This is a genomic window from Streptomyces sp. NPDC096136, from assembly GCF_044763325.1.
Taxonomy (GTDB): domain Bacteria; phylum Actinomycetota; class Actinomycetes; order Streptomycetales; family Streptomycetaceae; genus Streptomyces.
Window position 1 is genome coordinate 154503 of the sequence record NZ_JBIWFZ010000010.1, and the last position, 16293, is coordinate 170795.

The window sequence follows — 16293 nt, forward strand, 5'->3', positions numbered from 1 at the left end:
CGGCCGCTACCGCGGCTGCTCGCCCCCCGCGGCCTGCTCCGCCTGCTCAGCCTGCTCTGCGGCGTGGCGCTTGAGGGCGGCGTCGCGGCCGCGGACGTACCAGACGCCGATCAGTCCGAGCCCGCCGCCGGCCGCGCAGGTCCACACCCACCACAGCAGGTCCCGGTCCGCGAACCAGCCGTAGAAGGGCAGCTGGACGAGGAACATGGCGAACCAGAGGATCGTGCCGCCGGTGATGGTGGCGACAACCGGCCCCTCCAGGGGCTCGGGCGCCTCGTGCGTAGGTGTCCACTTCGCCATGGGAACCAGTCTAGGTGGCCGATTTCGGGGTCTACGCGCGGAGATGGACTGGCCCCGGCTGGTGTGTTCATACTGAAACGGTTTGCCTACGGCCGGATTCCTTCGTAGGAACCACTAATTCGACCAGTTTGAGGACCGCATGAGCACCTCGGCACCCGCCGCGGCCCCTACCAGCGGCCTGGACCGCTTCTTCAAGATCTCGGAACGCGGCTCGACCGTGGGCCGCGAGGTCCGGGGCGGCCTGGCGACCTTCTTCGCGATGGCCTACATCATCGTGCTGAACCCGATCATCCTCGGCAGCGCCAAGGACATGTACGGGCACCAGCTCGACGGCGGCCAGCTCGTCACCGCCACCGTCCTGACCGCGGCCTTCACCACCCTCCTCATGGGTGTCATCGGCAACGTCCCGATCGCGCTGGCCGCCGGCCTCGGCGTCAACACCGTCGTCGCCCTCCAGCTGGCCCCGCGCATGAGCTGGCCCGACGCCATGGGCATGGTGGTCCTGGCCGGCTTCGTCGTGATGCTGCTGGTCGCCACGGGTCTGCGCGAGCGGGTCATGAACGCCGTCCCGCTGAGCCTGCGCAAGGGCATCGCGATCGGCATCGGCCTGTTCATCATGCTGATCGGCCTGGTGGACTCCGGCTTCGTCACCCGCATCCCGGACCTCGCGCACACCACCGTCCCGCTCCAGCTGGGCGGCAACGGCCACCTGCACGGCTGGCCGGTCCTGGTCTTCATCGCCGGCGTGCTCCTCACCTTCGTGCTGCTGATCCGCAAGGTGCCCGGCGCGATCCTGATCTCCATCGTGACCATGACCGTCGTCGCGGTCGCGGTGCAGCTCGCCACGGACCTGCCGGACACCGCCTGGGGCCTGACCGTGCCGGCCTGGCCGGGCAACCCGGTGGCCGCGCCCGACTTCGGGCTCGTCGGTCAGGTCAGCCTCTTCGGCGGCTTCGGCAAGGTCGGGGTGCTCACCGGCGTCCTGTTCGTCTTCACCGTGCTGCTGTCCTGCTTCTTCGACGCGATGGGCACCATCCTCGGCGTCGGCGACGAGGCCAAGCTGACGAAGCCGGACGGCACCTTCCCCGGCATCAACCGGGTCCTGCTCGTCGACGGCCTCGCCGTCGCCGCGGGCGGCGCCACCTCGTCCTCCGCCACCACCTGCTTCGTCGAGTCCACCGCGGGCGTCGGCGAGGGCGCCCGGACGGGCCTGGCCAACATCGTCACCGGCGGCCTCTTCGCGGTCTCCCTCTTCCTGACCCCGCTCGCCACCATGGTCCCCTCGCAGGCGGCCACCCCCGCGCTCGTGGTGGTCGGCTTCCTGATCCTGGCCGGCTCGATCAAGGACATCGACTGGAGCGACTTCACCGTCGCCGTCCCGGCCTTCATGGCCATGGTGATGATGCCGTTCACCTACTCGATCACCAACGGCATCGGCATCGGCTTCATCAGCTTCTGCGTGCTGCGCCTGGCGACGGGCCGGGGCCGCGAGGTGCCGGCGGCCATGTACGCCGTCTCGGCGGTCTTCGTCTTCTACTACGCGATGCCGGCCCTGGGCCTCACGTAAGCCCGTAGAACTTCTCCGTCTCGTCGACGGCGGCCTTGAACCGCTCGTCGAAGTCATCGCGAATGAGCGTCCGGACGACATAGTCCTGGACGCTCATTCCGCGTTTGGCGGCGTGGTGCCTCAGCCGCTCCAGCAGCTCCCCGTCTATGCGCATGCTCAGCACATGAGTCCCCATGCCGAAAGGGTCGGGCCACAGGGTGCGCGCGTGCGCCCCTTTCCCCGCCGGACTCACCCGTACGAGTGATGCGGCCGGATCGGTTCTCCGGGCCCCTCCACCGCCCCGTCCGTCACCCCCTGTGTTCGTTAGCCAGAGTAATGAGTTATTCTAAGTACATGCCAGACCTCTCCCATGGCGACGACGCTGCCGCCGTGAACGACCTCCGCTCCGCCGTGATGCGGCTGGGCCGGCGCCTGAAGCACCAGCGCGTCGACGAATCGCTGAGCCCGACCGAGATGTCGGTGCTCGGCACCCTCGCCCGCTGTGGCCAGGCCACGCCCGGTGAGCTCGCCCGCAAGGAGCACGTCCAGCCGCCGTCGATGACCCGCATCGTCGCGTTGCTGGAGGCCAAGGGACTGGTCAGGCTGGAACCGCACCCCGACGACCGCCGCCAGAAGGTGGTCAGCCAGACGGAGGAGGCCGAGGCGATGCTCGAAGAGAGCCGCCGCAAGCGCAACGCCTTCCTGGCCGGGCTCGCCGCCGAGCTCACCGAGGACGAATGGGCCAAGCTCCGCGCGGCCGCACCCGTCCTGGAGAAGCTCGCGCACCTCTAGGAACGACGCCAGGAGGCGAACGCTTTTGAGTACGGGAACCGGAGGGAACTCCGCACCCGGCCACATACCCACCCCCCAGACCCCGAGCGGGAACAGAGGACCGGGCACCCGCTCGAACTCGATGTTCAGCTCACTGAAGATCCGGAACTACCGGCTCTTCGCCGCGGGCCAGGTCGTCTCGAACACGGGCACCTGGATGCAGCGCATCGCGCAGGACTGGCTGGTCCTCTCCCTGACCGGCTCGGCGTCCGCCGTCGGCGTGACCATCGCCCTGCAGTTCCTGCCGATGCTGCTGTTCGGCCTCTACGGAGGCGTCCTCGCGGACCGGCTGCCCAAGCGGCCGCTGCTGATCGCCACCCAGGTCGCGATGGGCCTCACCGGCGTCGCGCTCGCCGCGCTCACCCTGGCCGGGAACGTCCAGGTGTGGCACGTCTACCTCGCCGCGTTCCTGCTCGGCCTCGTCACCGTCGTGGACAACCCGGCCCGGCAGACCTTCGTCTCCGAGATGGTCGGCCCCGCGCAGGTGGCCAACGCCGTCAGCCTGAACTCCGCGAACTTCCAGTCCGCGCGGCTGGTCGGCCCGGCGATCGCCGGCGTGCTCATCACCGCCGTCGGCTCCGGCTGGGCCTTCCTGCTGAACGGGCTGTCCTTCGCGGCGCCGATCGCCGCGCTGCTGCTGATGCGCACCCGCGAGCTGTACCGGGTCGAGCCGCAGCCGCGTGCCAAGGGGCAGCTGCGCGAGGGCCTGCGCTACGTCGCGGGCCGTCCCGAGCTGGTCTGGCCGATCGTCCTGGTCGGCTTCATCGGCACCTTCGGCTTCAACTTCCCGATCTGGCTGTCGGCCTTCGTCGACGACGTCTTCCACGGGGACGCGGGCACCTACGGCGTGTTCAACACCCTGATCGCGGCCGGCTCCCTGGCGGGCGCCCTGCTCGCCGCCCGCCGCGGCAGCACCCGCCTGCGGCTGCTGGTGACGGCGGCGGTCCTGTTCTCCGTCCTCCTGCTGGTGACGGCCTTCGCGCCCGGCTACTGGCTGTTCGCGGCCCTGCTGGTGCCGGTGGGCATGTTCGGCCTGACCGTCAACGTCGTGGCCAACTCCAGCGTGCAGATGGCCACCGACCCCGAGATGCGGGGCCGGGTGATGGCCCTCTACATGATGGTCTTCACCGGCGGCACCCCCGTGGGCGCCCCGCTGGTCGGCTGGATCACCGACACCTACGGAGCCCGCCTCGGCATGGCCGCGGGCGGCGCGGTCTCCCTGGCGGCGGCGGTGGCCGTGGGCCTGATCCTGCGCCGCGTCGGCAACCTCCGCCTGCGCCTCGGCCGCCACGGCCTCACCTTCGTCCCGGCGACCCCGCCGCGCGAACTGGCCCCGGCGGCGTAACCCGGGGCCGCGCCCCGTCGCGCCGGCCGGACCGCCCGGCCGGCGACGGGGCCGCCCCCCGGAGGGGGGGGCTTCCTAGTCGAACCACCTGTCCCGCGCGAGCTCCGCCGTGCGGGACGGGTCCTCCAGGAGGGCCGCGACCTCGAAGCGGCGCGGCCACTGGGACGCCGCCCAGGCCAGGCCCGCCGCCACGCCCTCCAGCGTCGCCGCGTGCAGGACGCCGTCCGGGGTCAGCCGCCAGTCCAGCTCCGTGCCGCCCGCCACCAGGTCCCCGTGCTCCACGTACGTCTCCGGGGTCGCGGGGCCCAGCAGCACCCGTACGGACTCCGGCACCTCGTGCACCTCTCCAGGCGTGGTCACCTCCGCCGGGACCGACTCCGACAGCCTCCGCACCTGGAACAGCTCCGCCAGGTCCGCCGCCCGCGACGGCGCCACCGGCAGCAGTGGCAGGCCCTCCGTCAACGGCAGCAGGTCGGGGGCGTCGCAGACGACCGCGTCGGCCGCGTCCACCACGACGACCTCCCCGTCCACCACCGCCCGCAGCTCGTCCGGGAGCGTCACCTGCTCCGGGTCCAGGTCCGCCAGGGCCCCGTACAGCCCGTGCAGCTGCCGGCCCGACACCTCGCGGTCCGGGTCCGCCAGGCGGCCCAGCAGCTCGGCCGCGCCGCCCGGCTCCTCCAGCAGGGCGCGCACCGAGGTGCGCACGCCCAGCGCCCGCAGGACCTGCTCGTCTTCGAAGCCCGTCGCGTCCGCCGGGGTGTAAAGGCCCGCCAGCAGCGGGTCCCCGCCCGCCGCGCGCAGCCCCGCCGGGCGGCGGCCGTCGAGCACCGGGTGGTCGCGCAGCCACCACGCGGTGTACGGGCGCACCGACCGGGTGGTGCCGTCCGGGAGCAGCACCCGCACCGGCTGGGTCAGCGCGTCCCGCAGCGGGGGCTGCGCGAGCATCGCCAGGGCCTGGGGCCAGCGGTCGTCGTCGACGAGGTCGAGGTCCCGCACGGCGATCAGCTCGGTGGCCACCGGCGGCACGGGGGAGTCGGGGAACTGGTCGAGGAGGTCCTCGCACCACACGTCGACGGCGTCCAGCAGCCCCGCGTCGTCCGGCTCGGCGTAGTCGCCCTCGCGGGGCTCCAGCTCGTCCGGGTCGAGGACCACGTCGGTGGCGCGGACCAGCTGGAAGGTGGTCAGCACCCCGCAGGCGGCCAGCGTGTCCGCGTCCCAGCGGGCGGCCAGCTCGGCGTCCAGGCAGGCGATCTCGTCCTCGCGGACCACGGACGCGAGGGGGCTCCCGGCGAGGAGCAGCTCCCCGGCCGGGGTCGGTTCACCGTCCTCGTCCGGCAGCGCCAGCGCGCCCAGCCAGGGCTCGTCGCCCGGGGCCAGGCCGGCGTCGCGGACCAGGGCCAGCACGATCTCGGCGAGCTCTTCGGCGTCGGGGGCGTCGGAGTCCTCGTCCCAGACCTCGCCCGCGTCCAGCGAGCCGGCCACCGCGGCCCGGATCTGCGGGGTCGTCAGGACGGCGCGGGCGGTGGCGGGCAGGGCGCCCAGCTTCTCCAGCAGCGGGTGCGCGGCGTCCGGGTGGGCCACCTTCAGCCCCAGCCGGGCCAGGTCGGCCGGGGTGTCCGGGCCCGGCAGCAGGAGGTGGCGCGGGCCGATCGCGGTACGGCCGTCGGCGAGGGGCACGGGCAGCCCCGACAGCCGGTCCGGGTCCACCCCGGCGAGGGTGTCGTAGAGGCTGTGCCACCACTGCGGGGTGTGCTCGATGCCCGCGATCCGCTCGATGGCCTCGCCCAGCGGGAGCCGGCCCACGCCCAGGGTGCGCAGTTCGGGCCGCCGCTCCAGCCCGGCGGGCAGCAGGGTCGGGAGGACCTCCGCGAGGACCCGTACGGTGTCGGCGCCGGCGCCCTCGACGACCTCGGCCTCGAAGGGGCGCAGCCGGGCCAGCTCCTCGGAGGGGACGGCCGGGGCGAGGAAGCCGGTGCGGGGCAGCCGCCGCAGGACGGCGGCGCGCAGGGCGCCGTCGAGCTCGCCCTTGCCGAGCGGGCCGGGGACGAGGTCCACCAGGGCGGGGGTCACCGGGTCCCAGGCGGCGAGGAGTTCGGCGTAGGCGTCGGCGGCGCGCTCCACCAGGAAGTCGGCCAGCGGGCCGGGCGCGTGGTGGCGGCGGGAGGTGTCCATCGGCAGGGAGGCGATGAGCAGGGCCGGGATGCCGAGGGGCTCGTCGGTGGGGGTGGGCGCGTGGACGAAGGGCGCGGTGCGGGGGCGTTCGGGGGCGCCGTCGGCGTCGACGGGGGCGGCCCAGGTGACGCTCCAGGTGGGCCGCAGCCGCTCCTCGACGGGCCGGTCGGCGAGGAGTTCGCGCGCGATGGGGCCGTTGTGGCGGACGGTGCGCCAGCGGTGGGTGCCCGAGGCGGAGTCCTCGATGACGGTGTACGGGCCGTCGGTGTGCCGGTAGAGGGTGCGGGTGCCGCTGGACGGGGTGTCCACGACCACCTCGGTCAGCCCGGGGAGGGTGAGCAGGAGGGCGTCGTCGACGCCGTGCAGGAGGCGTTCGGCGAGGTCTTGGGCGGCGGCGTCGCGCAGCGGGAGGACGACGACGGTGTCGTACCCGTCGGGGGCGGTGCCCTCGGCGGGCAGCGGCAGGCGCAGCAGCGGCACGTGGCCGTCGCGGCGGCGCAGTTCGTCGCCGAGTCCGGGGCTGAAGTGGGCGGCCTCCCGGGCCATTTCGCGGGCCTCGGCGAGGGACCAGCGGACGCCGCCGTGCCGGCCGAGCACCGCCGGCTCGTCGGAGACGGCCAGGACGGCCGCGAAGCCGACGCCGAACCGCCCGACGGTGTCGGCGGAGGAGGCGCCCTCCCGCTTGGCGGAGGCGCGCAGGGTGCTGAGCGACTCCACGCCCGTCGCGTCCAGCGGGGCACCGGTGTTGGCGACGGCCAGGACGCCGTGGCCGCCCTCGCCGGGGGCGGCGGGGTGCAGCGTGAGCCGCAGCCGGCCGGGCACGCGGCCGCGGGCGGCGGCGTCGGAGGCGTTCTGCGCCAGCTCGACGACGAGCCGGTCGCGGTAGCCGCCGAGCGCCAGGTCCTCCTCGGCGTTGGCGTCCTCGCGGAACCGGGCGGGCCCGGCCGCCCACGCGTCGAGTACCGCGCGCCGCAGCCGGGCGGTACTGAAGGGGTCCATGCCGCTCTGGGCCGCCGTCACTCGCACGTTCACGCCGCTGCCTCCACGCTGTGCTGCCTCCACGTCCTGCTGTGAAGGTATCGCGTGGCCGACCGTGCCTCGCCCGTGAGGTGGGCGAACAGGACGACGTCGGCGGGGTGGACTCAGGCTCCGGCGGGGGCCCGGCCGGTGCTCACGGTGATGACGACCTCGTCGCCCGGGCTGCCGGAGTCGGTGGACGGCCGGAGGGCCGAGGGGGCGGGGGTCGCCTTGGGCGCGGGGGCGGCGTCCCTGACGGTCAGCCGCGCGGTGGCCCGGAGCCTGGCAGCGTCGGGGCCGGATCCGGTGAGGACGACGCCGTGGGCTCCGTCCCCGACCCGCGCGACGGTGGCGGTGCCGGTCCAGGTGGTGCCGTCCCGGCCGGGGGTGAGGGTGACGGCGCCGAGGGCGGCCGAGGACACGGTCAGGTGCTTCGAGCCGGCGGGGGCCCTGACGGTGACGCTGACCGCGTCCCCGGGCTTCACGGGCGAGCTGGGGACCGCCACGGACGCCCTGGCGGCGGGGGCGCTCGCGGAGGGGGACGCGGCCTCGGCGGCGAAGGCGGTGGTGGCGGTTCCGCCGGCGACGGCCAGCGTCGAGACGAGGGCTATCGACGCGAGGGTGCGTACGGTGCGTGCGTTGCGCATGGGGTCTCCTCCTGGACGGACTGCCGGGGTTTTCCCGACACACCAGACATGAGGGACATTCTGCCGCCTTGGTTGCGAGGGCTCCGAACCCCGGACAGCCCCCCTGCCGAAGGTCCCGGGCCGGGAACCCGCAGGCCGCACCCCCTCCACGGGGGGCCGGTTCGCATGCTCTTCGCCCGCATTTTCAGGACCAAGGTCCCGGCACCCGGGCGGACGCACTCGCCGCCGAACGGGAGGAGCCCCCGGCGCCGGGACGGCACCGGGGGCTCCACGCGCATCAGCGGGCGGCGACGGGGATCAGAGGTGCTCGATCACGTAGTCGACGCACGCCGTCAGCGCCTGCACGTCCGCCGGGTCGATCGCCGGGAACATCGCGATGCGCAGCTGGTTGCGGCCCAGCTTGCGGTACGGCTCGGTGTCCACGATGCCGTTGGCGCGCAGCACCTTCGCCACGGCCGCCGCGTCGATCTCGTCGTCGAAGTCGATCGTGCCGATGACCGCCGAGCGCTTGTCGGCGTCCTGCACGAACGGGCTCGCGTACTTCGACGCCTCCGCCCAGCCGTACAGGTTGCGCGCGCTGGCCGCCGTACGCGAGGTCGTGAACTCCAGGCCGCCCTGGCCGTTCATCCACTCCAGCTGCTGGTCCAGCAGGAAGAGGGTGGCCAGCGCCGGGGTGTTGTACGTCTGGTTCTTCAGCGAGTTGTCGATCGCCGTCGGCAGGGAGAAGAACTCCGGGATGTGCCGGCCCGACGCGTGCACGCGGGCGGCGCGCTCCAGGGCGGCCGGGGAGAACGCGGCCAGCCACAGGCCGCCGTCCGAGGCGAAGGACTTCTGCGGGGCGAAGTAGTAGACGTCGGTCTCGGTGATGTCCACCGGCAGACCGCCCGCACCCGAGGTCGCGTCCACCAGGACCAGCGACCCGGCGTCGGCGCCCGCGACGCGCTTGATCGGCGCCGCGACACCCGTCGAGGTCTCGTTGTGCGTGTACGCGTACACGTCCACGCCCGCCTCCGCCACCGGCTCGGGGTGCGTGCCCGGCTCGGAGGAGATGACGGACGGCTCGTCCAGCCACGGCGCGAGCTTCGCGGCCTTGGCGAACTTGGACGAGAACTCGCCGAAGGTCAGGTGCTGGGACTTCCGCTCGATGAGACCGGCGGTCGCGATGTCCCAGAAGGCGGTGGAGCCGCCGTTGCCCAGGATCACCTCGTAGCCCTCGGGGAGGGAGAAGAGGTCCCGGAGGCCCTGGCGCACCGAGCCGACCAGGTTCTTGACCGGGGCCTGGCGGTGCGAGGTACCGAGCAGGGAGTTACCGGTGGCGGCGAGGGCGTCCAGCGCCTCGGTCCGCACCTTGGAGGGGCCCGCGCCGAAGCGTCCGTCGGCGGGCTTGATGTCAGCGGGAATCTGGATCTCAGCCACGAGCGGAGCGTATCGGGTCCCGGACCGGCCGTTGGAGCCGCGTCCACCCGGTGAGACACGGGCGGGTGATACGCGGGTGATGGGAGGGTGTGTCCGTGACGTCTCCAGGGGATCTCGAGCGGACATTGCGGGCCGAGGTGCGCGGGGAGGTGGATTTCGGGGCCGCCGCACGGGCCCTGGCGACCATGGACGCCTCCAACTACCGGCGCGTGCCGGTCGGCGTCGTCGCCCCGCGCGACGCCGAGGACGTGGCGGCCGCGCTGCGCGTGTGCGCCGCCGCCGGCGTCCCCGTCGTGCCCCGCGGCGGCGGCACCTCCATCGCCGGGCAGGCCACCGGCACCGGCGTGGTCCTCGACCTCACCCGGCACATGGACGCCCTCGTCGCGGTGGACCCGGACGCCCGCACCGCCGTCGTCCAGCCCGGACTGGTCCTCGACCGGCTCCGCGAAGCGGTGCGCCCGTACGGGCTGACCTTCGGCCCGGACCCCTCCACGCACTCCCGCTGCACCCTCGGCGGCATGATCGGCAACAACGCCTGCGGAGCCCACTCCGTCGCCTGGGGGACCACCGCCGACAACGTCGCCGAGCTGTCGGTGACCGCGTACGGGGGCGCCGGGTACCGGCTCGGGGAGGGCTGGACCGGCGCCCCGCCCGGGCTGCGGGACCTCGTCGCGGGGAACCTCGCGGTCCTGCGCACCGGACTGGGAGGGGGGCCGGGCGCAGGGCCGGACGGGGGGTTCTCGCGCCGGATCTCCGGCTACGGCGGCCTCGACCGGCTGCTCCCCGAACGGGGCACGCGCGTCGCCCAGGCCTTCTGCGGCAGCGAGGGCACCCTCGGCGTGGTCACCGAGGCGGTCGTCCGCCTCGTGGAACTCCCGCCCGCACCCGCCCTCGCGGTGCTCGGCTACCCCGACGAGAGCGCCGCCGCCGACGCCGCGGCCGGGCTGCTCCCGTACCGGCCGCTGACCGTGGAGGGCATGGCCCAGGACCTGGTCCGGGGCGCCGCCGGGCTGCCCGCGGGAGGGGCCTGGCTCTTCGTCGAGACCTGGGACGAGGGGGCGGCACGCGACCTCGTACGGGCCGCCGACGCCCTCGACGCGGTGGTCGTCGCGGACCCGGCCGGGCAGCGGGCGCTGTGGCGGATCCGCGAGGACGCCGCCGGCACCGCGACCCGGCTGCCCGACGGCCGGATGGCCTGGCCCGGCTGGGAGGACTGCGCCGTGCCCCCGGCCCGGCTGGGCGCGTACCTGCGCGAGTTCCGCGCCCTGCTGGCCCGGCACGGGCTGAGCGGGACCCCGTACGGGCACTTCGGGGAGGGCTGCGTCCACGTCCGGATCGACTTCGACCTGGTGTCACGGCCCGGGATCGCCCGCTTCCGCTCCTTCTCCTCCGAACTGGCCGACCTGGTCGTCGCCCACGGGGGCTCCCTGTCGGGCGAGCACGGCGACGGCCAGGCCCGCGCCGAACTGCTGCCGCGCATGTACGCCCCCGAGGTGATCGGGCTCTTCGGCGCCGTCAGGGACGTCTGGGACCCGGCGGGCGGCATGAACCCCGGCGTACTCGTCCGCCCGGCCCGCCTGGACGACAACCTCCGCTTCGCCGTCCTGCCGCCCTCCGCCCCGCTGGCCCGGGAGGTGGCCCGCTGCGTCGGCGTCGCCAAGTGCCGGTCGCGGGAGACCGGCGGGGCGGGGGTGATGTGCCCGTCGTACCGGGCCACGGGCGAGGAACGGCACTCCACGCGGGGGCGCGCGCGGCTGCTGCACGAGATGCTCGCCGGCGAGGTCGTCCGCGACGGGTGGCGCTCCGCGGAGGTGGCCGAGGCGCTCGACCTCTGCCTCGGCTGCAAGGGCTGCCTCAGCGACTGCCCGGTGGGCGTGGACATGGCCGCCTACAAGTCCGAGTTCCTGCACCGCCACTGGAAGGGCCGCCCGCGCCCCCTGTCCCACTACCTCCTGGGCGGCCTCCCGGCCTGGCTCCGCCTGATCGCCGCCCTGCGGGCCGCCCGGCTGGTCAACGCGGCGGGACGGCTCCTGCGGGTACCGGGGCTGGCCCGGGAGCGAGCCCTCCCGGAGGTGGCCCCGACCCCGTTCACCGGCCGCCGCCGGCTCCGCCCGGGCCCACCCGACCGCGTCGGCCGCCGGTCGGCGGCCGGGGCCCGGGACCGGGCGCCGGGCTCGGGCTCGGCGGGGGCTGCGGCTCGGGCGCCGTCAACCTCACCGGCTGTGCCGCCGGCTCAGGCCCCGTCCCCGGCGCCGACGCCGCCCCCGGCCCCGGAGGGGGCTGCGGTTCCGCCCCCGGCCGAGGCCGTGCCCCCGCCGGCGCCGTGGCCGGCGCCGGCCACGGCCCCGGTCGCGCCGCCCGCCGCCTGCCCGGCGGCGCCGGGGGCGGCGCCGCCCCGGGTGACCCTGTGGCCGGACACCTTCACGAACCACCTGTCCCCCGACACCGCCCGCGCGGCCCTGCGCGTGCTGGCGGCCGCCGGGCTTCCCGTCACCGTGCCCGACGGCTCCGTGTGCTGCGCCCTGACCTACGTCTCCACCGGCCGCCTCACCCGCGCCCGCAAGGTCCTGCGCCGCACCCTGGACGCCCTGGGGGAGGCGGAGGGCCCCGTCCTCGTCCTGGAACCCAGCTGCGCCGCGGCCCTGCGCGGCGACCTCCCCGCCCTCCTCCCCGACGACCCCCGCGCCCACCGCCTCGCGGCAGCGGTCCGCACCTTCGCCGAGACCCTGGAGGAGTACGCACCCCACTGGACCCCGCCCCGCCTGGACCGGCCGGTCGCGGGCCAGACCCACTGCCACCAGCACGCCGTCCTCGGCGACGCCGCCGACCGGCGGCTCCGCGACCGCGCCGGCCTCACCGGCGAGCTCAGCGGCGGCTGCTGCGGCCTCGCGGGCAACTTCGGCTTCGAACCCGGCCACCACGCCGTCTCCGTCGCCTGCGCGGAGGAACAGCTCCTGCCGTCCCTGCGCGCCGCCGGCCCGGGAACCGCCGTGCTGGCGGACGGCTTCTCCTGCCGCACCCAGATCGCCCAGCTCTCCGACCACCGCGCCCGCCACCTGGTGGAACTCCTCGCCGAGGCCCTCCCCCCGGAGCAGGACCCGGGCCGGGGTTCCATGTAAGCCAGAACACGCGCGCACGACCCTTACCCACCCCTTAATCTGGATAAATGCCCGCACCCTCCCCGTCCCCCGCGACCACCCCCGCCCCGTCCCGGCCCGCCGCCTCCGGATCCACCCCCGTACCCAAGGGCGGCGGCCGCTTCGGCCCGGTGGCACTCGTCGTCGCGGCCGGGGTCTCGGTGCAGTTCGGTGCCGCCCTCGCGGTCATGATCATGCCGAGGGCGGGTGCGGCCGGCGTGGTCACGCTGCGCCTCGCGGCCGCCGCGCTGGTACTCCTGGCCGTCTGCCGGCCCAAGGTGCGGGGCTACACGCGCGCCGACTGGGGCACGGTCGTCGCCTTCGGCGTGGCCATGGCGGGCATGAACGGCCTCTTCTACCAGGCCATCGACCGCATCCCCCTCGGCCCGGCGGTCACCCTGGAGGTCCTGGGCCCCCTGGCCCTCTCGGTCCTCGTCTCCCGCCGCCTCGTGAACCTCCTGTGGGCCGGCCTGGCTCTGGGGGGCGTGGTCCTCCTGTCCGGCCACGGCGGCGGAGGCTTCGGCTTCGGCGCCCTGGACCCGCTCGGCGCGGCCTTCGCGGTCGGCGCGGGCGCGATGTGGGCGGCGTACATCGTCTTCAGCGCCCGCACCGGCCGCCGCTTCCCGCAGGCCGACGGCCTGGCCCTGGCGATGGCGGTGGCCGCGGTCATCTCGCTCCCGCTGGGCGTGGTGGAGGCGGGCTCCGACCTCCTGGTCCCGAGCACCCTGGCCCTGGGGCTCGGCGTGGCGGTCCTCTCCTCGGTGCTCCCCTACACCCTGGAACTCCTCGCACTCCGCCGCCTCCCGGCCCCGACGTTCGCGATCCTGATGAGCCTGGAACCGGCGATCGCCGCCACGGCCGGCTTCCTGGTCCTCCACCAGGCCATGTCCCCGCTGGACGCCCTGGCGATAGCCCTGGTCATCGCGGCCAGCATGGGCGCGGTACGCGCCCAGAAGCGGAACTGACGCCCGGGGGCCGGGCGGAGGCGAATGGCCGGCCGGCACCGCCCCCCGCCCGGGGGCTACTCCCCGCAGGGGGCGGAGTCGGCACGCGGCGTGTTCTCGTGGAGGGTGCTCACCCCAGCGGCAGCTCCACGTACGACGGTGTCGGCTCCGGTGAGGTGAAGGACAGGGTGGCCCGGGGGAGGTTGGCGTCCGCGTAGAAGGGGTCGCGGGCCGTCAGGGCCAGCATCGTGCGGTGGCCCGGCGGGAGGTCGTACGCCGTCGCCTGGAGGTCGATGTCCGCGGTGATCAGGCTGTCCGGCGGGGCGTCCAGGTCGCTGGACGGGGCGTGGGTGATCAGACGGGCCGAGCCGTCGGGGGCGAGGTCCAGCAGGTAGGCCACGAAGGTGGAGCCGGAGTTCGCCGCGCGGTACGTGACGCGCAGGCGCGGGGTCCCGCGCAGGCGGGTGGTCGCCGACGTCGGGGCCGCGGTCCACACGGCGGTGGCCGTGCGGTCCATGGCGGCGGCGTCCGGGTACGGCCTGGGCCGGCCCGCCAGTTCCGCGTACCCGGAGCGGGCGATCGCGTCGGCGACGGTCACCGGTGTGGCGACCCCGCACAGCACGCCCGCCGCCCAGCCGGGGTCGGGGGCGCCGGCCAGTTCGCCGGTGCCCGTCAGGTGCAGGCGGCGGACGCGGCCGGCGGGGGCGGGCCAGGTGGGGGCGGGTTCGAGGGCGCGGCTCCACATCACCTCGGACAGCACCTGCCCCTCCCCGTCGATGCCGTTGTCGGCGCCGCAGAGGTGGTGGTCGAACCAGCGGTGGGCGTCCGTCCAGATCCGGTTCGGCAGTCCCGGCAGGCCGGTCATCTCGGGGCCGCCGTGGTCGCCGATGGAGAGGTCGATGCGCTTGGGGCCGTCCAGCTCCTGGAACATCCGCAGCACCTGGTTGGCGGGGAAGAGGGTCTCGTGCCAGGCGTGGGCGTAGAAGACCGGCACCCGGCGCCGGCCGAGCTCCTTGACGTGCGTGGACGGTGAGCGCTGCTCCGCCCAGGCCAGGGTCTCGTGGACGTCCCGGTGGGCGAGGACGTTCTCCAGGGCGCGCTGCGTCGGCCCGCTCAGCCGGGCCCGCGGGGAGGCGGTGAGCAGGGCGTGGGCGGCGGCGGTGCGGCGCGTGGAGTTCTCCCGGAACACCTCCCCGAGGTCGCCCCAGCCGCTGAGGGCCGCGACCGCGTCCACCCGGGGGTCGTGCGCGGCGACGAGCTGGGCGATGCCGGCGCCGTAGGAGACGCCGAGGAAGCCGATGCGGGTGACGGGGCCGGCGGCGCGCTCCAGGAGGTGGTCCAGGGCGTGGCGGCCGTCGGTGACGTCGAGCGGTCCGGCGAAGTCGGCGTGGCCCTCGGAGGCGGCGAACCCGCGCGGGCTGTAGGCGAGGACGTCGTAGCCGCGCACCGCGAACCGGGCGGCCTGGACGGCGTACACGGGCCAGCCCAGGTCCGTCCACGGCGCGGGCATCACGACCACGGGCCGCGGCCCCGACCCGGTGTGCCGCCAGAGCGCGGCGTCGAGGAGGTCCCCGTCGGCGCCGGTCACCTTGCCGCGGCTGAAGACGGCGACGGCCCGTACGGCCTCGGCCTCGGCGGCGCGCGCGGGCGGGAGGCCGGCGGTCGCACCGCTTTCGAGGGCGGCGGTGAAGGTGCCGAGGGCGGTGGCGTCCAGTTCGGGGTAGAGGGAGTGGGCAGCTGGGTGCACGTCGGATCATCCTCGTCGTCTCGTCGTCGAGTGGCATGGACGGGTGCGGATGCGGGGGCGGGTGCGCTGCTTCTGCTCCGGCGGCGTGAGCGGAGCACTCAGTATCGGGGTGGTGCGCGGGGCGTGCTCGGGGGGCTTGCGGCGTACGGCCGGAATCGCCCGTGGGGGTGGGGGGCGCGGGCGGCCCCGTGGGCCCCGGGGGAGCGGCGGGTGGGCTCAAGTCCCCATGGGCGCGGGCGGGTTGGCCGGTGGCGGGAACCCGTCGGGTTCGGATGAAAATCATGCAAGCATGCTTGATTGTTTCTGGGCCGGCTGCCAGGCTTCCCCTCACGCCGAGAGGGGAGCACGCCGTGCCCGAGCCGTCCGTCGTCGCCGTCTTCGCCGATCTCCGCGAGGAGGGCCGTGAACTCGACTCCCTCGTAGGGGGGTTGGCCGAGCCCGAATGGGCCCGGCCGACACCTGCCGAGGGGTGGGGCATCGCCCACCAGATCGCCCACCTGCACTGGACCGACCGGGCCGCGCTCCTCGCCCTCACCGACGCCGAGGGGTTCGCGCGGGAGGTGGAGGCGGCCCTGAAGGCGCCGGACACCTTCGTCGACGAGGGGGCCCAGGAGGGCGCCCGGCTGGCCCCCGCCGAGCTGCTGGCGCGGTGGCGGGCCGGACGTGAGGCGCTGGACCGGGCCTTGGCCGAGGCCTCGCCCGACGCCCGGTTCCCCTGGTACGGGCCCCCGATGAAGGCCGCCTCGATGGCCAGTGCCCGGCTGATGGAGACCTGGGCCCACGGCCAGGACGTCGCCGACGCGCTCGGCGTGCGCCGGGCACCGACGGACCGGCTGCGGCACGTCGCGCGGATCGGGGTGCGGGCGCGCGACTACGCGTACGCCGTGCGCGGAATGGCCTTGCCGGACGGGGAGTTCCGGGTGGAGCTGACCGCCCCGGACGGGGCGCGGGTGTGGGCGTACGGCCCCGAGGAGGCCGGGCAGCGGGTCACCGGGCCCGCGCTGGACTTCTGCCTGCTGGTCACCCAGCGCGCCCACCGCGCCGACCTCGCCCTCACCGCCGAGGGCCCCGACGCCGACCGCTGGCTGGACATCGCCCAGGCCTTCGCCGGCCCGGCCGGCCCGGGGCGCGAGCCGCAGGGGCACCGGTGACGGCCCGCCGCCCGCTGCGCATCGGCAACGCCTCGGGCTT

At 75.1% G+C, this 16293-nt stretch carries 12 protein-coding genes; 6 read left to right on the forward strand and 6 right to left on the reverse strand.

The annotated features are described in order from the left end of the window. Nucleotides 1-6 precede the first annotated feature (6 nt). Nucleotides 7-300: a DUF2530 domain-containing protein gene (locus ACIRBY_RS22020; protein ID WP_403902642.1), complete on the reverse strand. Its 294-nt coding sequence runs from the start codon at nt 298-300 to the stop codon at nt 7-9. A 139-nt stretch (nt 301-439) separates the two neighbouring features. Here ACIRBY_RS22020 and ACIRBY_RS22025 point away from each other — a divergent pair, with 139 nt between their 5' ends. Continuing rightward, nucleotides 440-1867 (forward strand): NCS2 family permease, encoded by a 1428-nt coding sequence (locus tag ACIRBY_RS22025; protein ID WP_403902645.1) that lies wholly within the window; start codon nt 440-442, stop codon nt 1865-1867. On the opposite strand, the gene ACIRBY_RS22030 is transcribed toward ACIRBY_RS22025, so the two are convergent. Continuing rightward, a complete protein-coding gene (locus tag ACIRBY_RS22030; RefSeq protein WP_007265601.1) occupies nt 1860-2042 on the reverse strand; it encodes a hypothetical protein in 183 nt (60 codons plus the stop codon). The two genes, ACIRBY_RS22025 and ACIRBY_RS22030, sit on opposite strands and share 8 nt — an antisense overlap. Before the next feature lie 158 nt (nt 2043-2200). On the opposite strand from ACIRBY_RS22030, the gene ACIRBY_RS22035 reads away from it, so the two are divergent. Together ACIRBY_RS22035 and ACIRBY_RS22040 are read left to right on the forward strand one after the other, a co-directional pair. Then, nucleotides 2201-2638, forward strand: coding sequence for a MarR family winged helix-turn-helix transcriptional regulator (locus ACIRBY_RS22035; RefSeq protein WP_042820695.1), 438 nt, complete (start codon nt 2201-2203; stop codon nt 2636-2638). 25 nt (nt 2639-2663) lie between these two features. Further along, complete coding sequence (locus tag ACIRBY_RS22040) at nt 2664-4022, forward strand: MFS transporter (RefSeq protein ID WP_403902649.1); 1359 nt, start codon at nt 2664-2666, stop codon at nt 4020-4022. A gap of 75 nt (nt 4023-4097) precedes the next feature. Here ACIRBY_RS22040 and ACIRBY_RS22045 read toward each other — a convergent pair whose 3' ends face one another. The 3 genes from ACIRBY_RS22045 to serC all read right to left on the reverse strand — a co-directional run bounded on the left by ACIRBY_RS22045 (nt 4098) and on the right by serC (nt 9274). Continuing rightward, complete coding sequence (locus ACIRBY_RS22045; RefSeq protein ID WP_403902900.1) at nt 4098-7193, reverse strand: sacsin N-terminal ATP-binding-like domain-containing protein; 3096 nt, start codon at nt 7191-7193, stop codon at nt 4098-4100. A gap of 143 nt (nt 7194-7336) precedes the next feature. Next, entirely contained in the window at nt 7337-7858 is a 522-nt protein-coding gene (locus tag ACIRBY_RS22050; protein ID WP_403902652.1) for a hypothetical protein, read from the reverse strand. A 297-nt stretch (nt 7859-8155) separates the two neighbouring features. Further along, complete coding sequence (serC, locus tag ACIRBY_RS22055) at nt 8156-9274, reverse strand: phosphoserine transaminase (protein ID WP_403902655.1); 1119 nt, start codon at nt 9272-9274, stop codon at nt 8156-8158. A 149-nt stretch (nt 9275-9423) separates the two neighbouring features. Here serC and ACIRBY_RS22060 point away from each other — a divergent pair, with 149 nt between their 5' ends. Together ACIRBY_RS22060 and ACIRBY_RS22065 are read left to right on the forward strand one after the other, a co-directional pair. Next, nucleotides 9424-12393 carry an FAD-binding and (Fe-S)-binding domain-containing protein gene (locus tag ACIRBY_RS22060; protein WP_403902658.1) on the forward strand — a complete coding sequence of 990 codons (2970 nt, stop codon included), beginning with the start codon at nt 9424-9426 and terminating at the stop codon, nt 12391-12393. A 47-nt stretch (nt 12394-12440) separates the two neighbouring features. Continuing rightward, the gene (locus tag ACIRBY_RS22065) at nt 12441-13376 is read left to right on the forward strand and encodes an EamA family transporter (protein WP_403902661.1); all 936 of its coding nucleotides are present in this window, start codon (nt 12441-12443) and stop codon (nt 13374-13376) included. A 109-nt stretch (nt 13377-13485) separates the two neighbouring features. Here ACIRBY_RS22065 and ACIRBY_RS22070 read toward each other — a convergent pair whose 3' ends face one another. Next, the gene (locus tag ACIRBY_RS22070) at nt 13486-15102 is read right to left on the reverse strand and encodes a CocE/NonD family hydrolase (RefSeq protein WP_403902664.1); all 1617 of its coding nucleotides are present in this window, start codon (nt 15100-15102) and stop codon (nt 13486-13488) included. Between the two features lie 350 nt (nt 15103-15452). On the opposite strand from ACIRBY_RS22070, the gene ACIRBY_RS22075 reads away from it, so the two are divergent. Continuing rightward, a complete protein-coding gene (locus ACIRBY_RS22075; protein WP_403902667.1) occupies nt 15453-16253 on the forward strand; it encodes a TIGR03084 family metal-binding protein in 801 nt (266 codons plus the stop codon). The last annotated feature ends 40 nt before the right edge of the window (nt 16254-16293 follow it).

Excerpts from the sequence above, each read along its gene's own strand:
- ACIRBY_RS22020 (WP_403902642.1), bottom strand. The coding sequence starts at position 300 with ATGGCGAAGTGGACACCTACGCACGAGGCGCCCGAGCCCCTGGAGGGG.
- ACIRBY_RS22025 (WP_403902645.1), top strand. The coding sequence starts at position 440 with ATGAGCACCTCGGCACCCGCCGCGGCCCCTACCAGCGGCCTGGACCGC.
- ACIRBY_RS22030 (WP_007265601.1), bottom strand. The coding sequence starts at position 2,042 with ATGGGGACTCATGTGCTGAGCATGCGCATAGACGGGGAGCTGCTGGAG.
- ACIRBY_RS22035 (WP_042820695.1), top strand. The coding sequence starts at position 2,201 with ATGCCAGACCTCTCCCATGGCGACGACGCTGCCGCCGTGAACGACCTC.
- ACIRBY_RS22045 (WP_403902900.1), bottom strand. The coding sequence starts at position 7,193 with ATGGACCCCTTCAGTACCGCCCGGCTGCGGCGCGCGGTACTCGACGCG.
- ACIRBY_RS22050 (WP_403902652.1), bottom strand. The coding sequence starts at position 7,858 with ATGCGCAACGCACGCACCGTACGCACCCTCGCGTCGATAGCCCTCGTC.
- ACIRBY_RS22065 (WP_403902661.1), top strand. The coding sequence starts at position 12,441 with ATGCCCGCACCCTCCCCGTCCCCCGCGACCACCCCCGCCCCGTCCCGG.